Consider the following 25,449-nt stretch of genomic DNA (forward strand, 5'->3'; position numbering starts at 1 on the left):
GTCACGTTTCGATGAGGTGTCTAAACGCGGAAAGTGTATTTTCTCCTTCCTCGGTAAGATCTACGTCGGTCCTTCGACCCACTTCTTTGGTTTGAATGAACCCTTTCTCGGCCAGTGGTTCTAGTACGTGCGTTTCGAGTAATCGGTAGCGAGCTCGGTCTGAGTCTGCCTCGTGGTCCGTTATGAATGGCAGCCCTTCCGCGGGCGTTCCTGCTGGGATTGATTTACCGTTCCCCTGGCCGAAGTCGATTAGTTCCTTCTTCGTGACCGGGCCATTTCGGTAAATGTACTCCATCACGTAGATGAGCTGTGTCTCGGGGGCATCTATTGGGTACGCCGGCAGTTCCTTGATGTTCTTCACCCCGTGGGAAACCGGTTTGACCCGTTGAGCGTCTTTTTCACCATATCGTTCTGGCTCGACGTAGTACGGCACAGCGTCGGTTACCATACACGCGATCATCCCGCCGATTGCGGATATTTTACTCCCGGTTGCAATGTTCACGAACACGTCATCATCTGCGTGCTGTTGGATCTCTCGTGCCGTTACCCGGACAACCTCATACAGATCGAAAATGTTGCAGGATCGGATCTCTCGGTCAATCCCAGCCGCCTCGATATCCTCATACAGCTCCTCGACAAATGGCGGTCGTTCCCCTTCACCCCATTCGAGTAGGATTAATCGATCAGCTTTCAATTGTTTCGCAGCCTCGACAACACGATCGCGCTCGAACCCGAGTGGCGCGATATGGACTCGTTCACTGGGGCGCATGTCTCGCTGTTGGGGATTCTGTGATTTATGCGTTTGGTGCGGATTGTGCGCTCAATGCTGCTACTGATGGTAGAGTCCGCGTGGTGCTTAAGGGGATGACGCTGTTAGGCGAAAGTGCATGCAACCAACTGATCTCGAGGAAGCAACTCAGCATGCCCAAGACCGCTACCGAGGACTGAACGATCAGCTCGAGTCTCTCGACGAAGGGACGGCCGACGACCTCCGTGCCGCACTCGAAGCCGCAGAGGACGCTATCGACGAGGCTCAAGATACCGACGAGGATCAATCCCGCTACGACGCGCTCCATCGGGCAGCCGACTACATTCAGTCAGCACAAGACGACATCGACACCCTCCAGGACGCGGCTGGGTTCGATGTTAGCTACGCCGAGGAACTCGAAGCACTCGAAGAGGCCATTGAAGAAGTCGAGGACGGTCTTGACGAGGCGCTCGAAGATGTTGATGAAGGTGATGATGATGAGGATGACGAGGAGACTGACGGCTACGAGGTGACCGTCAGTGGGGAAACGAAAGTACTCGATCAGCAGTACATCGAGCCGATCGAACTGCTGCGCACGTTCGAGTACGATCCCAACCAATACGTCCTCTACCCTCCAGACGAGGACGATCGAGTCCCCAAAGACAGCGACATCAACCTCGCCGAAGAGAACGTCTTCGACGCGATCCCCGTTGATACTGCCTACGGGAGCACCCAGCTCGACGACGTGCTCGCAGCGGACATCGAAGCCCTTCGAGAAAACCACGAGGTCGATGTCGATACCGAGGCCGAGGCGCAGTTCGTCCACGTCACCGTTCGGGACTACCAGATCCCGTCGGATGCCTACAGTGCGGACACGACAGACGTGATGATCCGCGTCCACGAGAACTACCCCCAGAAGGCTCCGGACTGGGTCTACGTCGACGAGGATCTCCGGCTTGAAGGAGGCGGCGAGCTTCGGAAATCTCGCGACGACCAAGTCCGGGGCTGGTTGGCTCTTTCCTGGCACATCAACAAACTGGACGGTATCGAGTGGGAACCCTACGAGACCGATCTCGAGTGGTATCTGGAGACCGTCGCGAACGGACGACTCCGACAGGGTGACTGACGCGACCCCTCCCGCTGGCGATCACCCCTCCGATAATACATCTATGCAGGGACATGAGACTGACGGCAGCCGAGAGCGGGCGACGGGGAGCAGGTCACGAGTATCTCACTGGCTTCGCTCTGTGCTAGAAGACCCTGATCACGAGTGGCCGGTCGCTGACCGGATACGGGTTCGGATCCGAGGCTCCGACTACCAGCGGCTACGCGAGCACCTCGTACGTCCAGAGCAGAACTGTCCGAAAGAACATGCCGCCTATCTCGTTGCCGGTACACAGGAGTACACTCATCGTGGGCAGCGGGTCTTCGAGTATCTCATTCGAGAGGTTCACCTGCTGGATCGGGATGAATATCTCGACCAGTCGACCGGAATCGTCCGATTCGATCACACAACGATACGGTCGATGATGCGGGGGAGCGAGACTGACCACCGGTATCTCGACGATATGGCCCTCCTGATGTGCCATAGCCATCCCCGCTCGAGCCAGCCGTGCTACTCCGGCACCGACGACGAGAACGAACCGGCCCATATGGCATCACTGACCGGTCGAACTGCTGGTCCGCACGGAAGCCTCATCTTTGGCCAAGGAGGTCTGACCGGCCGGGCGTGGCTCTCTGACGTCCCGACGATCAGGCATGAGCCAATTACGGCCGCCGCGTCGCCGATTGATGAACTCGTTGTTATTCACGACCGTGAACTAGAGCGGATTCGGACGACGGATTCACGACTCTCTCCGGTTTCAAACCGTGACGACGAGATGCGCGACCGGCAGGCGTTGCTCCACGGAGACGGCGGTAACAATCGGCTACGGGACGCTCACGTCGCCGTAGTCGGTGCTGGTGGACTTGGTGCACCAATAGTCCAGACGCTCGCTCACCTCGGCGTTGGCGCAATCACGGTCGTTGATCCCGACGTCGTGGAAGAATCCAACCGCTCGCGAATCGTCGGCGCACGCCCGGCTGATGCTGGTGATCCCAAGCGGACGCCCGACGAGGATGGTGTCGTCCCAGCTGCGTGGGCCGAGGCCATCGACGGATGTGGGACGCCCAAGGCGGAGGTCTTGGGCCGCGTTGTCTCCGATATTGATCCGTCGATCTACTATCACGGCATCCACGAGGAAGTACAGGCTCCGAGAGCTCTGGAACAGGTCGTCGCTGCAGACGTGATTGTCACTGGCACCGATACCGCCACGTCACGTCGATTCGTGTCGGAGGCCGCCCAGCAGTACCTTCGGCCACTGTTCAACGCAGGCACGGATATCGATGTTGACGACGACGCTGGACTCCGAAGCATCGCGACCAGCTTTCAGGTGTCCGGCGCGAACCGGGCGTGTCTGGACTGCTTGGATGCGATTAACGAAGATCGAATTGATGCCGAAGGCGAAGACGAAGACAATCTCGAGTACGGGCTTGAACTCGTTGCCGGAGAGCAACCGTCGGTCATCACGATCAATCAGGAACCAGTACAACGGTTGACGTTCGCGCTGCACCGGTTCCTCACGGGACTCCTCGCCGACCGGCACGGATTCCGAACCGGCACGTACAGCGCAACTTCAGACCGCCTTGTGAGCGACGCAGAGGCTGCTCCCGACTGCCAGTTCTGTAATGGGGCGTTCACAGCTGCCGGCGATCGTGGCGTTCCAATAGCGAAGACAGGACTCTATCGGACAACGCCGTCGACTGTCGAGACGGGGAGTGTCGCAGAACTGGGTCTCGATGCTGTCGTCGAGAAAGAGCCAGCCGAGGACAAGGCTGAACCTGAAGGTGCTGACTCGTCCAAAGAGGATAGCCTACTCGCTCGTATCAAGAGTACGGTAGCCCGCTATATCCCACAGCTATGAACCGAACACCCGTTTCGTCGAGTAACCTGAAAAGTGTCGGCTACGATCAGAGTTCGAACACCCTCGAGATCGAATTCCACAGTGGCCGAGTCTATCAATACTACAACGTCCCTAAGAGAATCTATCAAGGACTGATGGCGGCATCCTCTCACGGAAAGTATCACCATCGCCGAATCAAAGACAGCTATCGATATTCTCGTATTCGGTAGATGATGGATTGATTACAACCAGCCTGTGCTGAAGCGTTCAGCACTAGGTTTATACCTCTTCGCGGACTTTCTTCGCATATGAGCCTGGAAGAGACAGTTGACTACCTCGCTGAGGAACTTGACCTCGAGCGAAGTGAACACGTCCGTGAGGTCGGTCAGTCGGTCGCTGAGCTTCGCGACTGATCAGAACATTTCTCTGAAGTCTCGTTCGACGAGTCCGTCCTCCAGATACGTGATGAACTCTTGTTTCGTGGGTCCCTGACGAGCGAGCAGATCGTCCCGTTCTGCGCGTTGGAGGACCGCCTGAGCGAAGTCCGTACAGTGCGATTCGTGCTGCTCAACGTATTCTGAGAGGGCTTCTCGCCAGTGCATATCCAGCTCGAACTCGGCTAATCGGATTTGGATCCCGTCTTTCCGTTCAACGACGTCGACGTCCAAGTCTTCGAGTTGCTTGAAACGGAGGTTATTCCGGCGGACCGTGATGAGCCGCTTGGAATCAACGATGTAGGGATCGACCCACTCTCGCCAGGTATCGTCGTCGACGTGTGTTCGTGGCATCTCAAAATCCGGGTCCACACTCTCAATACAGAACTGCAGCATCGCGATGCCAGTTCGATGATTCGCATTCGGGAGGGAATGGCGGAGGATCAAATTTGACATCACCTCTCCAGCGACGGTCGGAAGTGGGGCTCCCCAGGACACGTGATCGAGTGCCTGTTGGATTTTTTGCGGTTCGAACTCCTTGTAGAGCCGAAACTCATCCTCATCTCGAACATCGACAGCTGCCTCGAGCAACTCCACTAACCGGAAGGCGACAACTTGCCCAGGACGGGGGAGGTCACGAATACGGTCGCTTAGCCATTCCTGATCGAAGTCGATATCTTGGGCAGATTCGATCTCTGAATCGCCTTCGTAGAGCACATAGACCGGTGTTTCGAAGGGGTACCCGATGAGTTTTGTCGACTCGTCGGATTGCTCTCGCTGAGACAGGATTTCTGCTACCGATGCCGAGCTATATTTGAGTGAGAAATTCTCGGCCTGTGGGTGGTGATAGAAGACGAGCCGAGCCATCTTACTGTGTATTCGTGGGAAGTGGGTAAAGCAGTCCCGCTTTTATAATGATTCTACGACGTAGCGGGTGCGTTCACGTCTTCTAAATACTGACTTTCCCACTCACGTCGCGCCTCGATCTCCCGCAATCCGCGTTGCGTGACCGTGTACACGTTCGTCCGCTTGTCGAGTTCACCTTTCTCGAGCAGTCCTTTGTTGACGAGGTCGTCGAGGTTTGGATAGAGCCGCCCGTGGTTGATCTCTTGTTCGTAGTAGTCGTCGAGTTCGGCCTTTACTGCGAGCCCGTGTGGTTCCTCTTCCTGTTCACTCCTTCCCCTCGTCACGAGTTTACAACTCAAAATCGGGAGGAGGTCAGACCCAGTCCGTGAAATCAACTACACGTATTCCACTGAGCTCGTGTCGGATGTCGCTCCTGTTCCAGTCAAAGCGAAATAATATACTCTCGACAGCTCGGACCAGCTGCGTATCGTAGGTAGATGCGTTGAGGTGTTTTTCGTGACCGAGGACGATGCGGTCCCGCGAGGATTTTTCGTCGTCGACGTACTTGATATCCTATTCGTGATAGACGGCAACAGTGTCTTGGCGCCGTGATCGGATTGAATAACGCATTCGAAACAAAGTAATAAGTGAATCCTCGTGAAGCGCCCCGCAAGAGTCGTGAGACACGTATGATAAACCCAACCGTCCTACAACAGGGAAGTGACTGGCGGGCACAGGCTGAGGTCTTTGACGAGATCTTTCTCGTCTTCCTCACACTCGGGACGCTCGTCGGTACGATTGTCGTCACGTACACACTGTGGAATGTGTATAAGTACCGTGACGATGGGAGTGAACCAAAAGCGGACTTCGACGCGCCCACAGTCGGAGAGCTTCCGACAGGACAGGGCGGTCCCAAAGCCAAGAAGCTCTTCCTGTCGTTCGGGTTGAGCGCGATCGTCGTCATCAGCCTCGTGGTGTACGCGTATGGGCTTCTCCTCTACGTCGAAGAGGGGCCCGACACGAGCGACGAGGGTGACATTGAGATTCTCGTTGAGGGGTACCAGTTCGGCTGGGAGTACGAGTACCCGAATGGTCACACCACGACCGGCGAGATGATCGTGCCGGCCGATCAGCGTGTTGATCTCAATGTGACCTCACGCGATGTGTGGCACAACTTCGGATCGTCGGAGTTGCGGATAAAATCTGATGCCATCCCCGGAGAGTACAGCAATGTCTGGTTTTCTGTAAGTTCTGAACAAGTGGAAAAACAGGGAGGCGAAGCAACGTACAGGGTTGAGTGCTTTGAGCTATGTGGTGCCGGTCACTCCGCGATGACTGGTCAAATCACGGTGCTCCCGCAAGAGGAGTGGGAAGAGTGGTACGCTGGAACTCAAAGTAAAAACGCATCTAGCGGCACGAACGCATCCAGCATCGACGCCGCGCCCACCGGAGGTGTCCCTGTATGAGTGATCTTCCACCCACGAGCTCGGTGAAACGCTGGCTCATCACGACGAATCACAAGGATATCGGAATCTTATACACGATCACCGCGCTGTTCTTCCTGCTGTTCGGCGGCGTGCTCGCGCTGTTGATCCGCATCCAGCTGTGGGAGCCGACGAGTCAAATCTTGTCTGGGCTCGCGTATAACGAAGCGGTCACAGCCCACGGGCTGATAATGGTGTTCTGGTTCCTTTCCCCGTTTGCCTTCGGGTTCGCGAACTACTTCGTCCCGCTCCAGATAGGCGCCGATGACCTTGCGTTCCCGCGACTGAACGCACTCTCGTATTGGATGTATCTGTTCTCTGGCGTGCTGTTATCAATCAGCTTCTTTCAGGGCGGCACACTGAGCGCTGGATGGACTATATACGCACCGCTCAACATACCCGCGTACACGCCGAGCATCGGTTCGACGGGAGCGATACTCGCGCTTGCAATGTTCACTATTGGGGTCACCGCCTCTTCAGTGAATTTCCTTGTGTCAATTCATCACTCCAGAGCCGAAGGGATGGGTATCATGGATATGCCGATGTTCACTTGGACCATCCTTGCGACGGTGTGGATGATGCTGTTCGCGTTCGCTGCGCTGCTTGCCGCGGGACTTATTTTGGCGTCCGACCGTGTACTAGGGAGCGTCTACTTCTCGGCCACTGAGGGTGGGTCCCTCTTGTGGGGGCATCTGTTCTGGTTCTTCGGACATCCAGAAGTGTACATCGTCTTTTTCCCTGCACTTGGTGCGATGTTGGAGTTGTTCCAGACGTTTTCCGGACGCCGGCTTGTCGGCCGAAAATGGGTTATCATTGCTATCTGTCTTGTTTCGGTCCAGTCGTTCCTCGTGTGGATGCACCACATGTTCCTCACCACGATCAATTTGGAAATCAAGACCCTGATGATGGCAACAACGATCGGAATCTCGTTACCCTTTGACCTGATCGTGTTCTCGCTGATCTATACACTGATTAAGGGGCGTATTCAGGTTACGACGCCGTTCCTCTTTGCGTTCGGGGCGCTACTGTTGTTCATTCTCGGTGGCATTACCGGGGTGTTCCTCGGTGCTATCGTCCTCGACTACGAGTTCCGTGGCACCTACTGGGTGGTCGCACACTTCCACTACGTTATGTTTGGCGGTGCCACGGCACTAATTGGTGCCGCGTACTACTGGTTCCCAAAAATAACTGGGAAGATGTATAATGAACTTCTTGGGAAGATCCATTTCGTGTTGTTTTTCATCGGATTTAATGCCGTCTACTTCTCAATGTTCCTCGGATGGGAAACCCCTCGCCGCGTCTTCGAGTACAACCCTGAGCTCCAGATTTACCATCAGTTCGGCACAATCGGTGCATTCGTCCTCGGGTTCTCCTTTTTCATCATGTTTTATAATTTTGCGAAGTCGTACGTTTCCGGTCCTGATGCTGGGGCGAACCCATGGGATTACTCACGGACGGCAGAGTGGGCGGTCTCCTCGCCGCCGCCGCTAGAGAATTGGCCGAACCGGCCGTCGTATGCTTCTGGAAAGCTGGAGTTCGTAAAAGACTATGTTCCGGACGGTGGTCCTGCGGTAAAGACCGACACGGATGGGAACAGGGCTACTGACGGTGGTGACACACATCCAAAGCATATCAAAAAGTACCCATACTGGGATAAGCATCCGAGCCACGCAAGTATCTGGCCGCTTGCTCTTTCGCTAGCTGTTGGTGTGTTATTCCTAGGCCTCACCGGGTTCCGCGATAATGTTGTCTTCGAGCTGGGTGAATCGCTCGCATCGACGGGCGTAACAATCTCAAACCCGATATACCCGATACTCATAGTTATCGGATTAGTCGGAGTTATATGGACCGGCGTGAAGTGGGGGCTCGAAGACTTTTACGCTCCACCGACCGAGTTTGCAGAGCGATGGCCGTTTGAAAGCGTTGAAAAAGTAAAACTGGGAGTGTGGTTTTTCATCGCGTCGGACGTGATCGTCTTTGGCGCGTTCCTCTCAGCAGCTATCTTCGTCCGGTACAACGCTGGATGGATGACTTGGGAGCCGCTGACGGATGCACTTCCAGGACTGATCAACACGTTCGTCCTGCTCACCTCATCGTTCACCGTGATTTTGGCGCTGGTGGCCGCTCGCCGGGAAAGCCGGAAAGGATTGCTCGCATCCCTCGGTACAACCATTGTACTTGGATTTGCGTTTTTGGGCATCAAACTATGGGAGTGGAACAAAGAGATCTTTGAACGTGGTGTGACGATTTCGGCCAACGCCCACGGTGACCCGATTCAGGCGTCGATCTACTACGTCACAACGGGGCTCCATGGAGTCCACGTCGTCATTGGCCTCCTGATCGCTATCTTCCTGTTCGTCAGGGCGTATCAGGGTCACTACCTCGACGACGAGCGGCCGATCGAATACTTCGGCCTCTACTGGCACTTCGTGGACATCGTCTGGGTGTTCATTTTTCCGCTGTTCTACCTCTTCTGAGAGTCATAAACGCACTCACTGTTTTTCGGCTTTGTTCTGCTCTGTTGAATCCGATGACGGCACAAGGATCACGATCTCTAAAAAGACGATTACTTCGCGATTCGACGTCGAGGAGTTGGATAGATCCTCTCAGTGGTCTCGATCTATTCCCTCTCTGCTAAGTACTAACTCTGAATTCTCTCCGCAGTGTTCTTGAGCCGAGCACAGAGTAGCCCAATTTCGACGTCTTCTGCGGATTCCACTGAGCAGTTCTATCTCAACCGCCAGTACAGAGTATAACGACTAATCTGGGTCAATCGTTTGCTATCGCGATTATTTCTGGATATACAGAGAGTATACGATCACTGCGAGGCCTGAAGCGACAAACAAGCTATTAATGAGTACAACGTGCGCCAACCCAACAGAAAATAACTGATTTGCTATACCGGTCAGAGCGGCTCCTAGTGTAAGAATCCCGAAACCAACGCCCATCATCTGTAGTGACTCCTCACCTGTGTGTCGATACGCTTTAAATGCAATATACGTAATACTACCACCAAGAATCAGGATGACGAACTTGACGACTGCGATCGCCGTTACAATGGCAGTCATATTTCATCTCCCATCATCGACCAGATGTCTACAAGATGTTTATCGGTAGATCGTGATCTGTGTTGGATATTCACTGAAAAATCACCCATATCATCAATAGAAATCATCACATCATTAAATGATCGCTCATAGTAGGTTACTCGTCCTCCCTCGGTTCCGATCGTATCTTGTTCTTTGACAAGACAAGCAGAACTGAGAAGATCTAACTTACGATACAGCGTTGATTTCGGGATGTCACAAATTTCGCTCAATTCTTTTGCTGTCATGGGTTCATGAATTTCTCGAAGGATGGATCGACAATCAGGATCATCAAGTGCATCGAGCACATCCTGTAGTGCCGGCTTATCTTCGGCCGGTACTGAGTTGTCTTCCATTGTTCGATTACCGTCTCCTGAAAAATCTTATCTTTCGTAGAATTGGTCATTCTCCAGCAATTCCGTGGAACTCTTGGAACTAGTTATTGATTTGTGTACAGAATCGTTTATTACTAAAGCTAATACTCTATCCATTTTAATTCTACTTGTAGGAGCACGTTGTTCTTACAGGCTTCAAATTAGTCATGCTCCGAGTACACCTCTAGAAGTTCCTTATACCGATTTTGAATAGTTACTTGACTAACATGGGCGATCTCACTCACGGTTTCCTGAGTCTGTTTCTCGTTGGTTAGGTGGGTTGCTGCATACAGAGCAGCAGCAGCCATTCCTGCCGGATTCTTTCCACTATGAATTCCCTTCTCTGTTGCCACTTCAAGGAGTTCACGAGAGCGGCGTTCTGCCTCGTCGCTTATGTCAAGTGCTGACGCAAATTGAGGTATATATTGGGCCGGATTTTCGGGCTCAATCTCCAAATTGAGTTCACGTGACAGGTATCGATACGCTCGCTGTATCCGAATCTTTTCAACACGGCTCACCACAGCAAATTCATCAAGTGGTCGTGGAGTTCCATGCTTCCGAGTAGCTGCATATAATGATGCAGTTGACATCCCCTCAATTGATCGGCCAGGTAGCAGATCCTCTTCTACAGCACGCCTATAGAGCATACTGGCAGTTTCCTGTATCGGTTTTGAAATTCCCAGAGCAGATGCCATTCGGCTAATTTCACCGAGTGCTTGCTTAAGATTCCGCTCATCCGCATTTTTTGCTCGAAACCGCTCATCCCACATCCGAAGGCGGTGTAGTTGAAACCGGTTGCGCTCGGGAACTGCGTGTCCGTACGAATCTTGATCCTGCCAGCCAATCTTTGTACTTAATCCTTTGTCATGTATTAGTTGCGTCATTGGGGCACCGACTCGACCCTTTTCATCCCGATCGTCTGACATGAATGTGCGCCATTCTGGGCCGTGATCGATTGGATCGCTTTGAAAAACCAGGCCACAGCTTTCGCAGGCCGCTTCACTACTATCGGCGTTCCGGGTAATCTGACCCTGACATTCGGGACAGATATTGTCGTTGACAGACGTCTCGTCACAGGCACTTTCTTCTGCCGGCTGTTCTCGAGTGTGTTCTTTGGACATGATAATGTTGACGCATTTGGGTTTCCCCACAACGGCGAGTTTCCTTGATAATTCCATGGACATACTCAGGGATGAACATCGGGCGGTGTCCCATTCAGTAGGAATTCGGCCTACCACTTTGTTTCCAAGATATCAACTTGGGATATCGCCATTTAGACTATCCACCCACTATTATGTCTCAAGTCCGACTCCGCTGGCACGACGTCCGAACCACGATTTCAAGGATTCCGGTCGAGTACAGGCATGTCGCCGGTTTCACGCTACTAGTGACGTATATCGTGATGCTTCTCGGAGCCTACACTAGTGCAATCGGTGCTGGACTTTCCTGTCCCGATTGGCCAACCTGCTACGGGACGTGGGTTCCCTTCCTTCAACCCGAGATCATTGCTAACTCGCCATACTCTGCACTACAAATCTTCGCAGAGTGGGCTCACCGTGGACTGGCGATGACGGCCGGAGTTCTGATCGTCGGCACGACCCTTGGAGCGTGGGTGAAACACCGGAATACCCCGACTATCAAATGGTCGGCCACGGCCGCTCTCGCCCTCCTTCCGTTACAGGTTATCCTCGGAGGATTGACTGTCACGGAAAATCTCCAACCGATTATTGTGACGACCCACCTGGGCGTGGCAATCCTCATTCTCCTCTGTCTCCTGACGACCTGCCTCGTCGCATATCTCCGCCACTAATGACACCTTGCGTATAAAAATGCCACAGATACCGACGGTTCAGCTCACTATGAGAGAACAGCACGGTGCCTATGAAATCTGCCACCTGGAGCTGTGATCACGAATGACTGCTCATACCTGCCCGATCTGTACTGATCAATTCGAAACAGCTGGAGCAGCGCGTGACCACACATGGAACGCTCACAGCGCCTGCCATTATTGTGGTGAACAACTCGGTGACGAAACTGACGAGCAGCTCTACAGACACTGGCTCGCCGCGCATCCCGATGACCTCTCACGTGTGGACTACAAACGGGCGGATACAGCCGTTGATTCACTCACGTTCTCAGAGCGGCTCTCCGAGGGAGGTGTCGGAGCTGCTGTCGGAGGATTGACCCGCCGACAACTTCTCCTCGCCGGTGGTGGTGCCGCCACTGCCGGTGTCGTGATCGGCGCCACCGCTCTCTCTAACAATACGAGTACTGAACCAAATAGCGGCGCGAATGCTGGAGGTGATGCGGGTGCCGTCGCCACTGCCCCAATTCCTGACTCGCCTAGCGAATTCCGGTATGCGACGATGGGATCCGCTGATGCCGATGTCACGGTGACATACTTCGGGAGCTGGAAGTGTCCGTACTGCGCCCAGTTCAGTACGGGGATGCTCTCACAACTCGTGACGGACTACGTGGAACCAGGAACGATCGCGCTCGAGTTCCGCAATCTCGCATATTTCGGTGGCGACCCATTTTTGGGCCCCGATGCACCGGCAGCCGGGCAGGCCGGATTAGCCGTCTGGAACACCGACCCAGCTTCGTACTGGGCGTTTCACGAATACGTGTTCCGGAATCAGCCACCCGAGAGCGACCAGTGGGCGACCACCGAGAGATTGGTCGAGTTTGCTCAGGCCGCAGGCGTCTCCGAGACAGCGTCGATCCGCACGGCGATCCAAGAAAATCAGTACGACGACGCGCTTCGGGCGACTGACAGTGCTGCAAGCGATGCCGGTGTCGACGCCACACCCACGCTCCTCATCGATGGCACGACGGTCAATCCACTCGGGAACGAAGAGCGAACAAGACAGTTGATCGAAGATGCAACTGAATCAAACTGAATCATGGATGTCCGAGGGACGATTCTGGCTTGCAGGTGGGACAGTCGTCGCGGCGGTTGCGACCTTGGGAAGCCTCTGGTTCAGTCTCGGCCTCGATCTCATTCCGTGTACCCTCTGCTGGTACCAACGTATCCTCATGTATCCGCTCGTCGTCGTTCTCGGTGTTGCCGCCCTCGAGAGTCACAACACGGTCTGGCGAACAGTTGTGCCACTATCCTTGGTGGGTGCTTTAATCGCGGGATATCACTCCGTGCTCCAAGCAACGACGGCTTCATGTACCCTTGCTGGCCCCTGTGCAGTCGTCCAGTGGCAGGCTCCGATGCTCGGACTCACGATTCCGAATCTCTCACTGATCGCGTTCGTGCTCGTGACGATTACAGTCTTCGCCGGATCGAATCTCGCCGAACCTGTGCGTAATTATTGATCTCCTCTTCCGCGTAAACGCGAAGAAATCCCGAGTGGTGAGAGTCCCAAGTTTGTAGTCCAGCCATAGGTAGTCCCACAGCATCGGACTAGTGGATTGCTGGTGGTGCCAAGCCGCCGTCCCTATTCTGGACTGTGTACAGTATCCCTGCGTTGCTTTTGTCACGGCGGTGTACGGCAGGCGCCAGCAGAATCGGAAGTATTTTATTGTATGCTTTGAGTAGTCGGTATTCGGGCATACTCTTCGAAGATGTTGCGCTCACCGATTTCGTTTTCGGATATTGCTTTGTTTTGTGGGCGGACAGACCTCCTCTGAAAACTGGCTGGGAATTCGCTATGTTCTGACCGAGTCCTACTCTTCGGTACAGTTGCCCGTTAATTAACCCTCACCGTGGGAACTCTGGAAAGTCGTTTGAAGATGGTTCGTTGTCTGGTGTGACGGCTCGTATAAATACACCAACTATACTTAAGACCAATTATTTACTCAGAAATGAATTGTACGAAACGCTGTCTTGATCGACGATGGTCTGGCTTTCGGGAACATTTCCGTCCGGCGGCATACCCCCCTCCGCGGGACCGCCGGGTTCGCCAACGACAATCCGCCCAACCATTCCCAAGGATTTGTGCGGGATACAAAAATAATCGTACGTGCCCGTGGTCTCGAACGTATGCTCAAACGTTGCCCCCTGTTCACTCAGGATTTCGCTATTGAACGCTTCTGCTCCCTCGGGAATCCGTGTCACCTCTGCTGAACTCGTTCCTTGTTTGTAGACAGTTGCCGAGTGACTCCCACTCTGGTTTTTGAATGTCACGGTTTCCCCGGGTTCGATGAACAACCCGATGGGATCGAAATAATACTCGCTCCCTTCGGTGACCATCATTACCGTGTTTGAGCCACCCGATCCAGCATTCGTTTCTCCTCCTGAATCTCCATTTGTATCCTCTGTCGTCGTCGCCTCACTCTCACCGTTTCCGTTCCCTGAACCACTGCATCCGGCAAGACTAGTTACACTACCTGTAGCGAGAATCCCAGCGGTCTTGAGAATCTGTCTCCGCTCCATACTTAGCGATTAAACACCCCAATATAAGTGGCAAAGGTGGATTCCCAATACATAGGACGCCGCCCTCGTTTGACCTGTCGAAGTCATAAAATTATTTCTCAGGATAAGTATGATACCTACCGTTTCTCATTTGTTTCACGTGGAAAGACATTCGTATTGAACAGCCAGTGAACGAACAGTTACGTTAATTCTGGACCCACATCTTTGCGGTCAGCTTTGGCGTTGGAACAGCGACCAAATTAGTCTTTGAGTTCGAATTCGGAACACACTTCGCTGCGTTCTCAATGACCGCTAAGGAGCTATTCAGCGGCTCGTTTTTCCTCGAAGAGATGCTGGCCTGTCTAATTGAAACGATGTTGCGTTGGGCCTTCATTTTTAACTGCGACTGTACTGAGAACCTGATTGACTCTACATTGATCTCAAAGAGAAATTCTATACAATAGATAGCGACAGCCACATAAACATAACCTTCGTAATGCTACACAATTGATTGGCTCCTTATTATGATACTCGTTTCATAGAAATATGTATAGTAATACCCAATTGAGATGGAGTGCTGTCAAAATAATAGAACGTATCATTCCCATCACAGTATGACTGAAAAGTGTTCCCTGTGCGGCCGACCGATTCAACCTTCCACATTCGAGGCTCCCGGTGACCGCGGGTTCTGTTCGAGTGGCTGCTACGATGTGTACACGACACTCGGAGCTGTCGGTTCCCTCGACGACACCCAATCCCCACCTGGGGGCGAAAGTACACAGACAGGAGACGCAGATCCGCCCGAACGAGACGGTTCTCGGACGTTTCTACGGATCGATGGGATGTACTCTGCGACATGTGAGGCATATCTCGAATCGGTCGCTGAGAGCCAGGCGGGAGTGACCGCCGCTGAAGCGAGCTACGTTACAGAGACGATCCGCATCGACCACGACCTAGAAACCGTATCGAAGGATACACTGCGTGACGCGTTGAGTACGCTCGGGTACACAGCATACCTCCGTGACGACGCCTCGACAGAGGCGGATACAGCCGGCGGAACGACGCGCCGGTCGCGGGAGATGGGTGGCATTCGAAAGCGGCGAGACGACCAACTCTTGGGGATGCGGTACTCCGTTGGCTTCCTCTTTGGTGCGTTTCTGTTGGTCCCGTACGTCGCGATTCTGTATCCCGCGCAGCTCGCGTCAATATTCGACTGGCAAGCGCTCGCGATATTCGAGGGCGCGTTCCGGCTGGACAGTCAGGGCGCGTTCGTGTTCCTCCGACTCTACTTCGTGATGACCGGGATCATCCTCGTCTTCACCGGGCTTCCGGTGTTGCGGGGTGCGTACATCAGTCTGAAAATGCGTCGGCCGAACACCGACCTATTGGTCGCGATCACCGCGGTAAGCGCGTATCTGTACAGTACGGCCGCCGTCATCCTCGGGCAGAACGATATCTTCTACGACCTCGCGATCGTCGTGACGGCTGCGGTCACCGCGATGGTGTTCTACGAGTCGTCGATCAAACAGCGCGCACTCAACCGGCTCACCGAGCTCACGATATCGCAGGTCGAGCAGGCGCGGACGTACGACGCAGACGGAACCACTCAGGACGTTCGCGTCGAGGACCTCGAGGCGGGTGATGTCGTCCTTGTTCGACAGGGGGAACGTGTGCCGGTCGACGGCGAACTCGTTGAAGACAGCTGTACCGTCGACGAAGCGATCGTGACCGGTGAGTCGCTTCCGGTGGTGAAACGCGCCGGCGACGACGTGATCGGGGGGTCGATCGTCACGGACGGCGCCGCGTTGGTCCGTGTCGGCCCGGACGTGACGAGTAGCATCGACCGGATAACGACCGCCGTCTGGGACTTACAGAGCGCGACGCACGGGGTCCAGCGGCACGCCGATCAACTCGCGTCGTACGCCGTGTTCCTCGTCGTCGGAGCCGCCGTCACGGTCGGCAGCGTCGGGGCGCTCGCATTCGGGATGGCCCCACCGGACGCTGCCCTCCTCGCGCTGTTGGTCCTCCTCGCCGGCTCGCCGTGGGCGCTCGGACTCGCGACGCCGTTGTCGGTCGCGAAGAGCCTCTCCAGTGCGCTCCGCCGCGGGATCATCATCTTCGACGAAACGGTCTTCGAACGGCTCCGCGACGTCGACATCGTCGTTTTCGATAAGACGGGGACGCTCACGACCGGAGAGATGGAGGTGATCGAAGCGGACGCGCCCCCCGAGTTGCTCGACGCTGTTGCCGCGCTCGAACAACGAGCGTCACACCCCGCCGCGAACGCGATTGTGACGGCGTTCGCCGGCAGAGATGGAGGCGACGACACGGAGGATCAGTCGGACTCGGCAGACGATGCGGTCGGAACGGAAGGCGACAATCGGATACGGGAGTTCACGAACCACCGGTCCGGTATCGAAGGCGTGATCGGCGACACGTCGTATCTCGTCGGGAACCTTGAGCTGTTCGCGGAACAGGGGTGGACCGTCGACGACGATATCCGGTCGCGGGTCACCGACGCTCAGGGATTCGGTCAGCTGCCGGTCGTGATCGGTCGTGACGGGGCAGCAGAGGGGCTGATAGTTGTCGGCGACGAGCCGCGGGACGGCTGGGATGACACCGTCTCTCGGCTCGGAGAACGAGGCACGGAGGTCGTCGTCCTGACCGGCGACGACGAGGAAGCGACGGACTTCTTCAAGCGACACGACGCCGTGACGCACGTCTTTGCGACGGTTCCGCCGGAGGGGAAGACGGCGACGATCCGGCGACTCAAATCCGACGGGCAGGTCGCGATGGTCGGTGACGGCACGAACGACGCCCCGGCGCTCGCCGCCGCCGATCTTGGCATCTCGCTGGGCGGGGGGACGGCGTTGGCCGCCGACGCCGCCGACATTGCGATTGTCGATAACGACATCCGCTCCGTCGAAACCGCGTTCGACCTCGCGGGAGCGGCTCGCCGTCGTGTGAAACAGAACAACCTCCTCGCGTTCTCCTACAACGGTATCGCCCTCGCGGCGTTGGCCGTCGGGTTCTTCAATCCGCTGACGGCAGCGGCCGCGGTCATCGCTGGCGGTGGGTTGATCGCGGTAAACACTCGACGAAAACTCCTCGGGTAGCGAGGCTCGGCCGCCGACAGAACTCGGAGCCGAGTTGTACTACTGACATAGAAGAGTGGCTATCTATCATTCGAGCATCGTTGATCCGATCGGTACGGCCGTCACCAAAGATCCGAATCGCTTCTGTTTCTAAAGGACTATCCTTGTCTAGACACTACTACAACCATGGAGTTCGACTTCGTGCGCTCGGTGGTTCCGCTCGCCGTGATCGTCGCCGTCGCAACGGTCGGGCTAACCGCCGTGATGGCACCTTCGACCGTCTTCATGATGGTTCTCCCCTCGATGATCGCGTTCTCGGTGGTCGCGTACTTCCTCGGGATGAAACACGGCGAATTCCGCGCTAGTCCGTAGCGCCCCTGTCCGGCACCGCCCCCAAAATCACAGTGTCACTCCGTCTGAAGCGTCCTCATTCGGGTTACTACGTCCAGTGGTCCGTATTTCGTGTTCAATAAGGCTCCATGAGCGATCAGCAACCGAGAATCGACATGGCCGGTACCTCTATTCTGTGACCCCCGCACTGATCTCAGACGCATCTTGCCGGACGGGTGTCGGGGAGTCGATCGAATACACGAGCGTGCCGGTGAACAGTGCGATGCTCCCTAACAGGAATATCGAACTGAGTGGCGACGCCGAATCGACGAAGATCCAGTATATCGGCGCCGCGATCGTCGGGCCGGCCGCGATGACAGCGACTTGGGAGACGAGGGGGCCACAACACCCGCACGTACACGCACCGACGACCGTCGCCGTCCCGGCCGTACTCTGTGTCGCTCCCGCCTGCTGATCGAGACGCCACGAGTGAGCGACGGCGGCCGCGTTCAACCCCACGAGGGCGCCGAGGAGTCCGAGCACGATTACCACACCGGGAGAGATCGCGATGAAAAACGGAACGTCGGGGAGCAGGACCTCGAGGGTGGGCCACCGCACGATCTGATACAGTACGTTCAGGACCGCCACGGTCGTCTCTTGCGGAGCGCCCTCCTCACTAAAGAAAGATAGGTATCCCGATGTCGCCATAAAAAAGAGGCTTACCATAGCTCCGACGCTGAATCCGAACCGACGCGCCACCGGATCCCGAAGGATCGTCGACAGTGCCGTGCCAACGTCTTTCCAGAGGATGTAGCCGACGAGCAGCGGTGTCGCGAGGACAATTCCGTACCCGATCGGGTTGGTGTAGCCGCTGAATCCGGGCAGCAGATACGGGTACAGTATCCAGCCACCAAGCAGCATGCCGAGAGCCATGTACCGGGGACGTGTCGTCCATCGAACGAGTCCGGTAATGAAACTCGCGACCACGACCAACAGGCCGGTTCCGATCGCGAGCGGCTGATACCACGACCGCGGGAACGGCATCGAGCCCGCCTGATACGTCGGATCCGGAGCCAGACCCTCGAAGAGGATCGCGCCGGTGATAGCAATACCGATACCGACCGCAATCCCGTACAGAGCGGTTCTCGGCGAGATCCGCTCCCTTCGCTTGAGGAGGACGAGCGCACTGACTACGAGGGCACCGATACCAGCGATCGCCAACCCGTGCGACTGTGAGAGTCCCGACGACTCAGCACTACCGTGGGCCGAAACTGTCGGGACCAGAGAAAGGAGACTGATCCCGACAGCAACCAAGACGAGTAGGCGGATCGACCTCTGTTGAGGTTTCGGTCTGTCGGCATCAGCGTTCTCGCTTCGGCCTTTCTGAGTCATTGCGAGGGGTTAGTGACTCACACACAATTATCTGTCTCTCTCGTTTCCCCTCGAGATGCACCTCGTGACCGGCCCGAGGGTCTACATACGCGTGGAACCGTCCTGTAGAGTCCTTCGGGACGGTTCAAAAATGCGTATCAGATCACGTCAGTTCGGTTCGTAGCCGGCGTACTCCATGAGCTGACTGAAGATGTCCGAGTCCATGACGGAGCGGTACACTACCCCCGTAAGCATGCCGCCGGGGTAGAACGACCCGTTCATCACGTGGTTGACCTTGTGGCAGTGCATGAGGTAGATCCCGGGGTCCGCGTCGGCCGTGAACTCGATCGTGTGCCGTTCCGCGGGGGCGATGTTCGTGACGTCCATGTCGTGTCGGGCCGCCTCCGGGACGACTCCACCGTCCTTTTCGACGCGCTGGAATCGGTGGTTGTGGATGTGCATCGGGTGGGACATGTATCCGCCGTTGACGAGGTGAATGCGCACCTGGTCGCCCTGATCGACGATGATCGGCGACCCCTGTTCGGGATGGAGCGTCCGGGGCGCGCTCTTCCCGTTGACGGTGAAGACGTCCGGCGTCCGCGAGGTCGTATCGTACGTGAAGTTCCCCTCGCCGGCCCATGTCTTCGGGATCCGCGAGTCCCAGTCTTTGATCGTCATGAAGTACTCCCGGTCCGCCGGCTCGTAGCCCTCGGGATCGACTCGGAAGATTCCGTACATCCCCATGTCGATATGCCGGTGTGTCTGGAAGTGACAGTGGTACAGGTGCGTCCCCGGAACGTTCGCCGGAATCTCGTAGGTGTGCTTCTCGCCCGCCGGGACCTGTACTCCGGTCGATGTCGGGACGCCGTCGTTCTTCCACGTCTTGGTGACGCCGTGGAAGTGGATCGTGTGCGGCCGGCGTCCGTTCGTGTTGTCGAGCGTCACTTCCATGTCGTTCCCCTCGGTCGTCCGGAGGATCGGACCCGGGACGCTCGGGTCGTGGTCGTCGGCCTGCCAGGCCCAGACGCGCGGGAACTCGACCGGGCCGCCCATCGAATCGAGCGGGTGAACGGCGTGTCGCGCCGGCTGCGTCCCCATCGTCACCGACCCGCCCTGCTCGTCGACGTTGACGACTGTCGGAGGGCTGGTGTAGGGGAGATCTGACGACGATGTCTGTGCCTCGTTCGGGGAGTTCGTGGCCGCCGTCGGCGCGTTAATCGTTTTCGATGAACAACCTGCCAACGCCGAAAGGCCTGTCGCGCCGGTCGCGGTGAGGAATTCTCGTCGAGACAGTCCGGTTCCAGGAGCACCGAAGGATCGAGTCATAGTACAGTTGGAACACTCTGTTGTACGGCTAAAAGAGGACCGCGAAATCCCTGTACCTGAAAAAGCGAGCAAACATGTTCGGTATTAGCCGAACAGGTCTTACAAGCAGACCGGTATTTTCCGCCACGAAAATCGGCATTCGGAGTAAACGGTCTGGGGAACAGTTACATTCCGCCCGTGGCGGTCAGATATGCGCTTGCGAACTGTATCGCATTGTACGCACCGTGTATCACGGCTGGAACCGCGAGGTTGTCCGTGTACTCGTACGCTGCTCCGAGTACGAGGGCCAGAAGGAACGCGATACCGATGTACACCAGTTTGCCTTCTCCTGACAACGAAAAGAGATGGATCGACGCGAAGAGGGCGCTTGCGAGGACGATTGCACGGGCCGGATGGAGAGTTTCACGGAGAGTCCCTTGTACGAGTCCTCGGAAGAGTAGTTCTTCCCCTGGGCCGACCAACAGGAATTGGAGCGGAATAAGTAGGAGGAATACGCTGGGGTTCTGTTGCCCGACCTCGACGATTTGGTTTTGGGCTGTGCTCAGACCGAGGGCCGCGATCACGGAGGACGCAGCAAAGAGCAACCCCAGGATTACGATACTCCCCCCGACGATAACCGCCCCGTCACGTTTGTCAGGCAGACGGACTGGCACGAATCCGAACCCGAGGTCACGGCCTTTGAGATAGAGGACGGTGATGCCCCCGAACGTCACCCCTTGAAGGAAGAGTGTACTCACAACCAGCCTGAGTGCTGGACGTGACGCGAGGTCGACTCCGAACAGCCTGACGACTGTCACGACGGCCAGAACTATGACTGTCCCCGCGACGTACGATCCATACGTGAGACTGATCGCCGAGGCGACGGATCGGAAACGAGATATCGATGACATTATTCAGATGTTATCGTAGGGTTCTATCCCACAAGTCGGCTTTGGTTGGTCGATTTCGATGCGGTCCGTCCCCATACGTCTCATAGTTGTGATTTGTTACGACTGACCTGGTGGGTACGCCCGTGCTGGTCGGTCCTCTCAACGAGGAACGAGTATAGCTCCCGGTCTTCTTTCGCGTCTCTCGACCGACGCGAATCACTACATGGTTCTCGCCAGTTTCGTCTGGTATCTCGAACATTCGACTGAATGCGGTCGTAGCCATCATTAGTGGGTGTGATTCGTGGTATCGATCTGGTCGTTCCGCTCGCCGAACTCGACGGTTGCGTGGTCGATGCCCTGGTCCGTGAGATGGTCGTGGACCCGCGACCGGACCGTCTGTTGCTCCTCGATCGTGGTCGCCGTATCGGTGAGGCGGACGGTCGCGACGGTGAGTTGACTACAGACCTGCCAGACGTGGAGGTCCTCGACCCCGTCGACGCCGTCGAGTGTCGTCAATTCATCTCGGAGGTCCGCTGGCGACACGGGGCTCCGCTCCAGCAGGATGGCTGTGCTTTCTCGAAGGACGTTCTCGGCCGACGCGAGCACTAGCAGTCCGATGAGTACGGCAGCCACAGGATCCGCGATAGGGAGATCGAAGACGGCGACAGCGACCGTGGACACGATCACAGCGATGGAACCACCGGCGTCACCGAGCAGGTGATAGAACGCCCCGCGCTCGTTGAGGCTCATCTCTCCGCCCTGTAACACGTACACCGAGCCGATGTTCACCAGCAAGCCGCCTGTGGCGATGATCAGCGTTAACTCCGGGTCGATCGCCACCGGCTCGAGGAACCGCTGGTAGGACTCCCAGACGATGTATCCGACCATCGGAAGGAGCAAGACGCCGTTCAGGAAGGCCGCAACCGGCTCCAGTCGGTGGAGACCGTACGACCACGCCTCGCCGCCCTCGAACCGCTCGGCGGTGTAGCTTGCGCCGTACGCCACCGCGTACGCGAGCATATCGAACAACATGTGAATCGCGTCGCTGATGAGCGCCACCGAACCGAACAACAGTCCGCCAGCAAGCTCTACGACAAACCCCACAAAGTTGACGACGGCGACGAGTGCCAGTCGGCGGGTACTATTACTCGTGTCAGACGGAGGGTCGCGCTCTGACGACTCTCCGTGTGTATGCTCGTGTACGGTCATCACTCTACGTTTGCGCTGCTGTTTCGACTCGGAAGCCACTGTACTTTCGCGGACGGATCTCCTCGACCGATCTCCACCTGTCGACACCGAGCCCTGTGCCGGACACGCGAAGGATCTGGGGTTTCAAACTACCCATCCGAAGCGGTGGTTTCGTCGTCTGCTGTCGGCGTGATTCGAGAGAGACGCATCGCATTGCCAGTGACCCCGAGCGTCATCCCGGCGTCACCGATGAGGACGGCCGCCCAAATCGGAACCAAGCCGAACGGGACGCCCAGTGCGAGCAGGCCCTTGGCACCGAGACTCGTCCAGATGTTCTGCCGAATCACGCTGTTCGCGTCGTGAGAGAGGTCGTAGAGGTACGGCAGCTTCGATAGGTCGTCGCTCATGAGCGCGATATCCGCTGTTTCGAGCGCGGTATCCGTTCCGGCCGCGCCCATCGCGACGCCCACAGTCGCCGTTGCGAGTGCCGGCGCGTCGTTGACGCCGTCGCCGATCATCGCGACTCCGTCGTACTTCTCGTCGAGTTCCGTGATCGCCTCGACCTTCTCATCAGGCAGGAGTTCCGCCCGGAACTCGTCGACGCCGACCTCGGTCGCAATCGCACGGGCGGTCCGTTCGTTGTCCCCCGTGAGCATGACGATGTGTTCGACACCGAGGTCGTTGAGTCGCTGGATCGCCTGCTTCGCTCCGGGCCGGATCTCGTCAGCCACGGCGATGACGCCCTCGAGTTCGTCTTCGGTACCAACGAGCACGACGGTCTTTCCCTGTGACTGTAGCTCGGGAACCGTCTCCTCAAGCAGGTCGAGACAGTCGTTGCGCTCGCATATCCGACGGCTCCTCGTTGTCACGACACCGCCGTCGGTCGTCGCATGGACGTGCTCGAGGTCGAATCCGAGTTCCTCGAAGAGACCAGGCTTGCCTGCGTAATGTTTCTCGCCGTCGAGATCAGCCTCGACCCCCTTGCCGGTGATACTCCCGAAATCGTCGACCGAAGGGGCATCGACGTCGCTCTCCTCGGCAAATTCGACGATTGCGTCGCCGATAGGATGTTCCGACCGCGACTCCAGCCCGCTGGCACACCGGAGGACGTCTCCCTCGCTGTTGCCGTTGAGCGGGACGATGTCCGTGACCGTGAGTTCGCCCTTCGTGATCGTCCCTGTCTTGTCCATCGCGATCGCTTCGACCGCGCCCATCGCTTCGAGGTGGTTGCCGCCCTTGATGAGAACGCCGTTCTTCGCGGCGCTCGTGATCCCCGAGACGACCGAGACGGGCGTCGAAATGACGAACGCGCACGGACACGCCAGCACGAGCAGCGTGAGTCCGTAGACGATGAACGTCGGCCACGACGCGCTGAACAGGAGCGGCGGAATAACCGCTACCACGATCGCGAAGCCGACGACGACCGGCGTGTAGTACGAGGAGAACCGCTCGACGAACTGCTCGCGTTCCGTCTTGTTCGATTGCGCGTCCTCGACCATCTGGACGATGCGGGAGAGCGTGTTATCGCCCGCTTCGGAGGTGACCTCGACCTCGAGATACCCCTGCTCGTTGATCGTCCCCGCGTACACCTCGTCCCCCGGCGTCTTGTCGACGGGCACGCTCTCGCCGGTAATGGGGGCCTGATTGACGGCACTCTCTCCGTCGATCACGTTCCCATCCATCGGAATTTTTTCTCCCGGACGCACGACGACGGTGTCGCCGACCGCCACGTCATCAACGGGAAGCGTCACCTCCTCGCCGTCCCGTTTCACCGTCGCTTCGTCCGGAGACAGATCCATTAATTCTCTGAGGGAGTTGCGCGCGCGATCCATCGAATACTGTTCGAGGAGTTCGGCGATACTGAACAGGAACGCGAGCGTGGCGGCCTCGAAGTAGAGCGATTCGCCGAAGACGAGGCTCGCGACGATGGCACCGCTGATGGCAATGCTCATCAGCAGGTCGATGTCGAGGTTCCGATTGAGCGCGGAGTAGTAGCCGTTACGGAAGATGACCTGCCCGGCGGTTCCGACGGCCACGAGGAAGAAGAGATCCGCGATGAGCAGCTCGCGACCGACGACCTCGGCTACGAGAGCGTTCTGGCCGGTGAGGAAGAACTCGAAGAAGAGTCCAAGCGCGACGAACCCACCGCTGACCCACGTTTTGAGCGCGCGAGAGCTTGTCCAAATGCTCTCACGATCTCCGGCCGCGTTTTGACGTTCCGATCCGTCGCCTGCTGTGTCTGTGATCTTATACCCAGCGCTTTCGATCGCGTCGATGACATCCGCTTCCCCGCCCCTCGACGAATCGTACGTGACAACGACGGTTCCGGTCGTCGGCTGTGTCTCGTACGTTGTCACTCCGTCGACCCTGTCGAGGGCGTTTTCGATCTTGCCCGCGCACGATGCGCAATCCATCTCCGGGACGGTGAATTTCGAGGTCAGTTCGCCAGCGTTCTCCACCGCGTATCCCGCTTTCTCAACGCGTTCAGTTATCGCGGTGGCGCTCGTTTGCTCGCGATCGTAGGAGACTGTCAGCGTCCCCGTCGTCACCTGCGGATCGACGCTGTCGATGCCGTCCAGCTTTCCGACGCTGCTTTCGACCTTTCCGGCACAGGATGGACAGTCCATCTCCGGGACCGATAACTGCGCAACGTCCTCACTATCTACCGATGAAACAACATCTTCGTCATCTTGTCCGGTGTGATGACCGTGTTCGTGATCTCCATAATCGTGGTCGTGCGTATGACCATCCTCGTGGGTCTGACCCCGTGGTTCACCAGTTTCGTCGTGGGATCTTTCGTCAGGTTGGGTCATTACACGCCGCTAACGACTACAAACTTATTAAATTAGCTGCCATTCAGCCCCCCTAATATAATAATCTCTAACAAAAAATAAAATTGAATTATTAATTCATCCGTTAATCCGTTCCTTTTCGGGTTTTAGTTCGGTCTGCTCGGTCGAATCCGATGACGATACGGGAATCCGATCTCTCGA

Annotated in this window: 23 protein-coding genes and 1 pseudogene; 11 read left to right on the forward strand and 13 right to left on the reverse strand. The window is 56.6% G+C overall.

Annotated elements, in window-relative coordinates; genetic code table 11:
- Position 1: 1 nt before the first annotated feature.
- Positions 2-769: an HFX_2341 family transcriptional regulator domain-containing protein gene (locus B4V06_RS11980; protein ID WP_123115120.1), complete on the reverse strand. Its 768-nt coding sequence runs from the start codon at positions 767-769 to the stop codon at positions 2-4.
- A 118-nt stretch (positions 770-887) separates the two neighbouring features.
- On the opposite strand from B4V06_RS11980, the gene B4V06_RS11985 reads away from it, so the two are divergent.
- Positions 888-1,874, forward strand: coding sequence for an E2/UBC family protein (locus tag B4V06_RS11985; RefSeq protein WP_123115119.1), 987 nt, complete (start codon positions 888-890; stop codon positions 1,872-1,874).
- A gap of 199 nt (positions 1,875-2,073) precedes the next feature.
- Here B4V06_RS11985 and B4V06_RS11990 read toward each other — a convergent pair whose 3' ends face one another.
- A complete protein-coding gene (locus B4V06_RS11990) occupies positions 2,074-2,400 on the reverse strand; it encodes a hypothetical protein (RefSeq protein WP_498166527.1) in 327 nt (108 codons plus the stop codon).
- Between B4V06_RS11990 and B4V06_RS11995 the strand changes: the two genes are divergently transcribed.
- Positions 2,401-3,711, forward strand: coding sequence for a ThiF family adenylyltransferase (locus B4V06_RS11995; protein WP_158606097.1), 1,311 nt, complete (start codon positions 2,401-2,403; stop codon positions 3,709-3,711). It begins immediately after the preceding gene.
- Positions 3,708-3,920, forward strand: a complete 213-nt coding sequence (locus B4V06_RS12000) for a KTSC domain-containing protein (RefSeq protein WP_123115117.1) — start codon at positions 3,708-3,710, stop codon at positions 3,918-3,920. The genes B4V06_RS11995 and B4V06_RS12000 overlap by 4 nt, the downstream gene beginning before the upstream one ends.
- Positions 3,921-4,103: 183 nt before the next feature.
- Here B4V06_RS12000 and B4V06_RS12005 read toward each other — a convergent pair whose 3' ends face one another.
- Positions 4,104-4,991, reverse strand: coding sequence for a DUF8172 family protein (locus B4V06_RS12005; protein WP_498166524.1), 888 nt, complete (start codon positions 4,989-4,991; stop codon positions 4,104-4,106).
- A gap of 53 nt (positions 4,992-5,044) precedes the next feature.
- On the reverse strand, positions 5,045-5,314 hold the full coding sequence (locus B4V06_RS12010; RefSeq protein ID WP_255212615.1) for a PadR family transcriptional regulator: 270 nt from the start codon (positions 5,312-5,314) through the stop codon (positions 5,045-5,047).
- 345 nt (positions 5,315-5,659) lie between these two features.
- On the opposite strand from B4V06_RS12010, the gene coxB reads away from it, so the two are divergent.
- Both coxB and B4V06_RS12020 read left to right on the forward strand, forming a co-directional pair.
- Positions 5,660-6,436, forward strand: coding sequence for a cytochrome c oxidase subunit II (gene coxB, locus B4V06_RS12015; RefSeq protein ID WP_123115115.1), 777 nt, complete (start codon positions 5,660-5,662; stop codon positions 6,434-6,436).
- Positions 6,433-8,931, forward strand: coding sequence for a cbb3-type cytochrome c oxidase subunit I (locus tag B4V06_RS12020; RefSeq protein ID WP_066419144.1), 2,499 nt, complete (start codon positions 6,433-6,435; stop codon positions 8,929-8,931). The genes coxB and B4V06_RS12020 overlap by 4 nt, the downstream gene beginning before the upstream one ends.
- A 312-nt stretch (positions 8,932-9,243) precedes the next feature.
- Here the strand turns inward: B4V06_RS12020 and B4V06_RS12025 are convergent, their stop codons facing one another.
- The 3 genes from B4V06_RS12025 to B4V06_RS12035 all read right to left on the reverse strand — a co-directional run bounded on the left by B4V06_RS12025 (position 9,244) and on the right by B4V06_RS12035 (position 11,035).
- Complete coding sequence (locus tag B4V06_RS12025; RefSeq protein ID WP_080505341.1) at positions 9,244-9,522, reverse strand: DUF7521 family protein; 279 nt, start codon at positions 9,520-9,522, stop codon at positions 9,244-9,246.
- Entirely contained in the window at positions 9,519-9,896 is a 378-nt protein-coding gene (locus B4V06_RS12030; protein WP_080505342.1) for a winged helix-turn-helix domain-containing protein, read from the reverse strand. The genes B4V06_RS12025 and B4V06_RS12030 overlap by 4 nt, the downstream gene beginning before the upstream one ends.
- A 179-nt stretch (positions 9,897-10,075) precedes the next feature.
- Positions 10,076-11,035, reverse strand: a complete 960-nt coding sequence (locus B4V06_RS12035) for a transcription initiation factor IIB (protein WP_123115114.1) — start codon at positions 11,033-11,035, stop codon at positions 10,076-10,078.
- Between the two features lie 173 nt (positions 11,036-11,208).
- Between B4V06_RS12035 and B4V06_RS12040 the strand changes: the two genes are divergently transcribed.
- The 3 genes from B4V06_RS12040 (at position 11,209) to B4V06_RS12050 (ending at position 13,238) form a co-directional block, all read left to right on the forward strand.
- Positions 11,209-11,724, forward strand: coding sequence for a COX15/CtaA family protein (locus B4V06_RS12040; RefSeq protein WP_123115113.1), 516 nt, complete (start codon positions 11,209-11,211; stop codon positions 11,722-11,724).
- A 103-nt stretch (positions 11,725-11,827) separates the two neighbouring features.
- On the forward strand, positions 11,828-12,814 hold the full coding sequence (locus B4V06_RS12045; protein ID WP_123115112.1) for a thioredoxin domain-containing protein: 987 nt from the start codon (positions 11,828-11,830) through the stop codon (positions 12,812-12,814).
- Complete coding sequence (locus tag B4V06_RS12050) at positions 12,795-13,238, forward strand: disulfide bond formation protein B (RefSeq protein WP_498166519.1); 444 nt, start codon at positions 12,795-12,797, stop codon at positions 13,236-13,238. Before B4V06_RS12045 ends, B4V06_RS12050 begins: the two co-directional genes overlap by 20 nt.
- A 475-nt stretch (positions 13,239-13,713) precedes the next feature.
- Here B4V06_RS12050 and B4V06_RS12055 read toward each other — a convergent pair whose 3' ends face one another.
- Positions 13,714-14,298: a plastocyanin/azurin family copper-binding protein gene (locus tag B4V06_RS12055; protein WP_123115110.1), complete on the reverse strand. Its 585-nt coding sequence runs from the start codon at positions 14,296-14,298 to the stop codon at positions 13,714-13,716.
- 119 nt (positions 14,299-14,417) lie between these two features.
- Between B4V06_RS12055 and B4V06_RS12060 the strand changes: the two are divergent.
- The 3 genes and pseudogenes from B4V06_RS12060 to B4V06_RS12070 form a co-directional block, all read left to right on the forward strand.
- Positions 14,418-14,637, forward strand: a pseudogene (locus B4V06_RS12060) (cytochrome ubiquinol oxidase subunit I); the annotation flags it as partial.
- Between the two features lie 254 nt (positions 14,638-14,891).
- Positions 14,892-17,393: a heavy metal translocating P-type ATPase gene (locus B4V06_RS12065; protein ID WP_176329437.1), complete on the forward strand. Its 2,502-nt coding sequence runs from the start codon at positions 14,892-14,894 to the stop codon at positions 17,391-17,393.
- Between the two features lie 165 nt (positions 17,394-17,558).
- On the forward strand, positions 17,559-17,744 hold the full coding sequence (locus tag B4V06_RS12070) for a DUF7333 family protein (protein WP_123115109.1): 186 nt from the start codon (positions 17,559-17,561) through the stop codon (positions 17,742-17,744).
- 147 nt (positions 17,745-17,891) lie between these two features.
- Here the strand turns inward: B4V06_RS12070 and B4V06_RS12075 are convergent, their stop codons facing one another.
- From B4V06_RS12075 to B4V06_RS12095, 5 genes are all read right to left on the reverse strand, one after another.
- Positions 17,892-19,016 (reverse strand): hypothetical protein, encoded by a 1,125-nt coding sequence (locus B4V06_RS12075; RefSeq protein ID WP_498166516.1) that lies wholly within the window; start codon positions 19,014-19,016, stop codon positions 17,892-17,894.
- 225 nt (positions 19,017-19,241) lie between these two features.
- Positions 19,242-20,399, reverse strand: a complete 1,158-nt coding sequence (locus B4V06_RS12080; protein WP_123115107.1) for a multicopper oxidase domain-containing protein — start codon at positions 20,397-20,399, stop codon at positions 19,242-19,244.
- A 164-nt stretch (positions 20,400-20,563) separates the two neighbouring features.
- Entirely contained in the window at positions 20,564-21,289 is a 726-nt protein-coding gene (locus B4V06_RS12085; protein ID WP_080505347.1) for a CPBP family intramembrane glutamic endopeptidase, read from the reverse strand.
- 264 nt (positions 21,290-21,553) lie between these two features.
- Entirely contained in the window at positions 21,554-22,477 is a 924-nt protein-coding gene (locus tag B4V06_RS12090) for a cation diffusion facilitator family transporter (RefSeq protein ID WP_123115106.1), read from the reverse strand.
- Between the two features lie 128 nt (positions 22,478-22,605).
- Complete coding sequence (locus tag B4V06_RS12095) at positions 22,606-25,269, reverse strand: heavy metal translocating P-type ATPase (RefSeq protein ID WP_498166512.1); 2,664 nt, start codon at positions 25,267-25,269, stop codon at positions 22,606-22,608.
- Positions 25,270-25,449 lie beyond the last annotated feature (180 nt).

Source organism: Halorubrum sp. B53 (assembly GCF_059752395.1).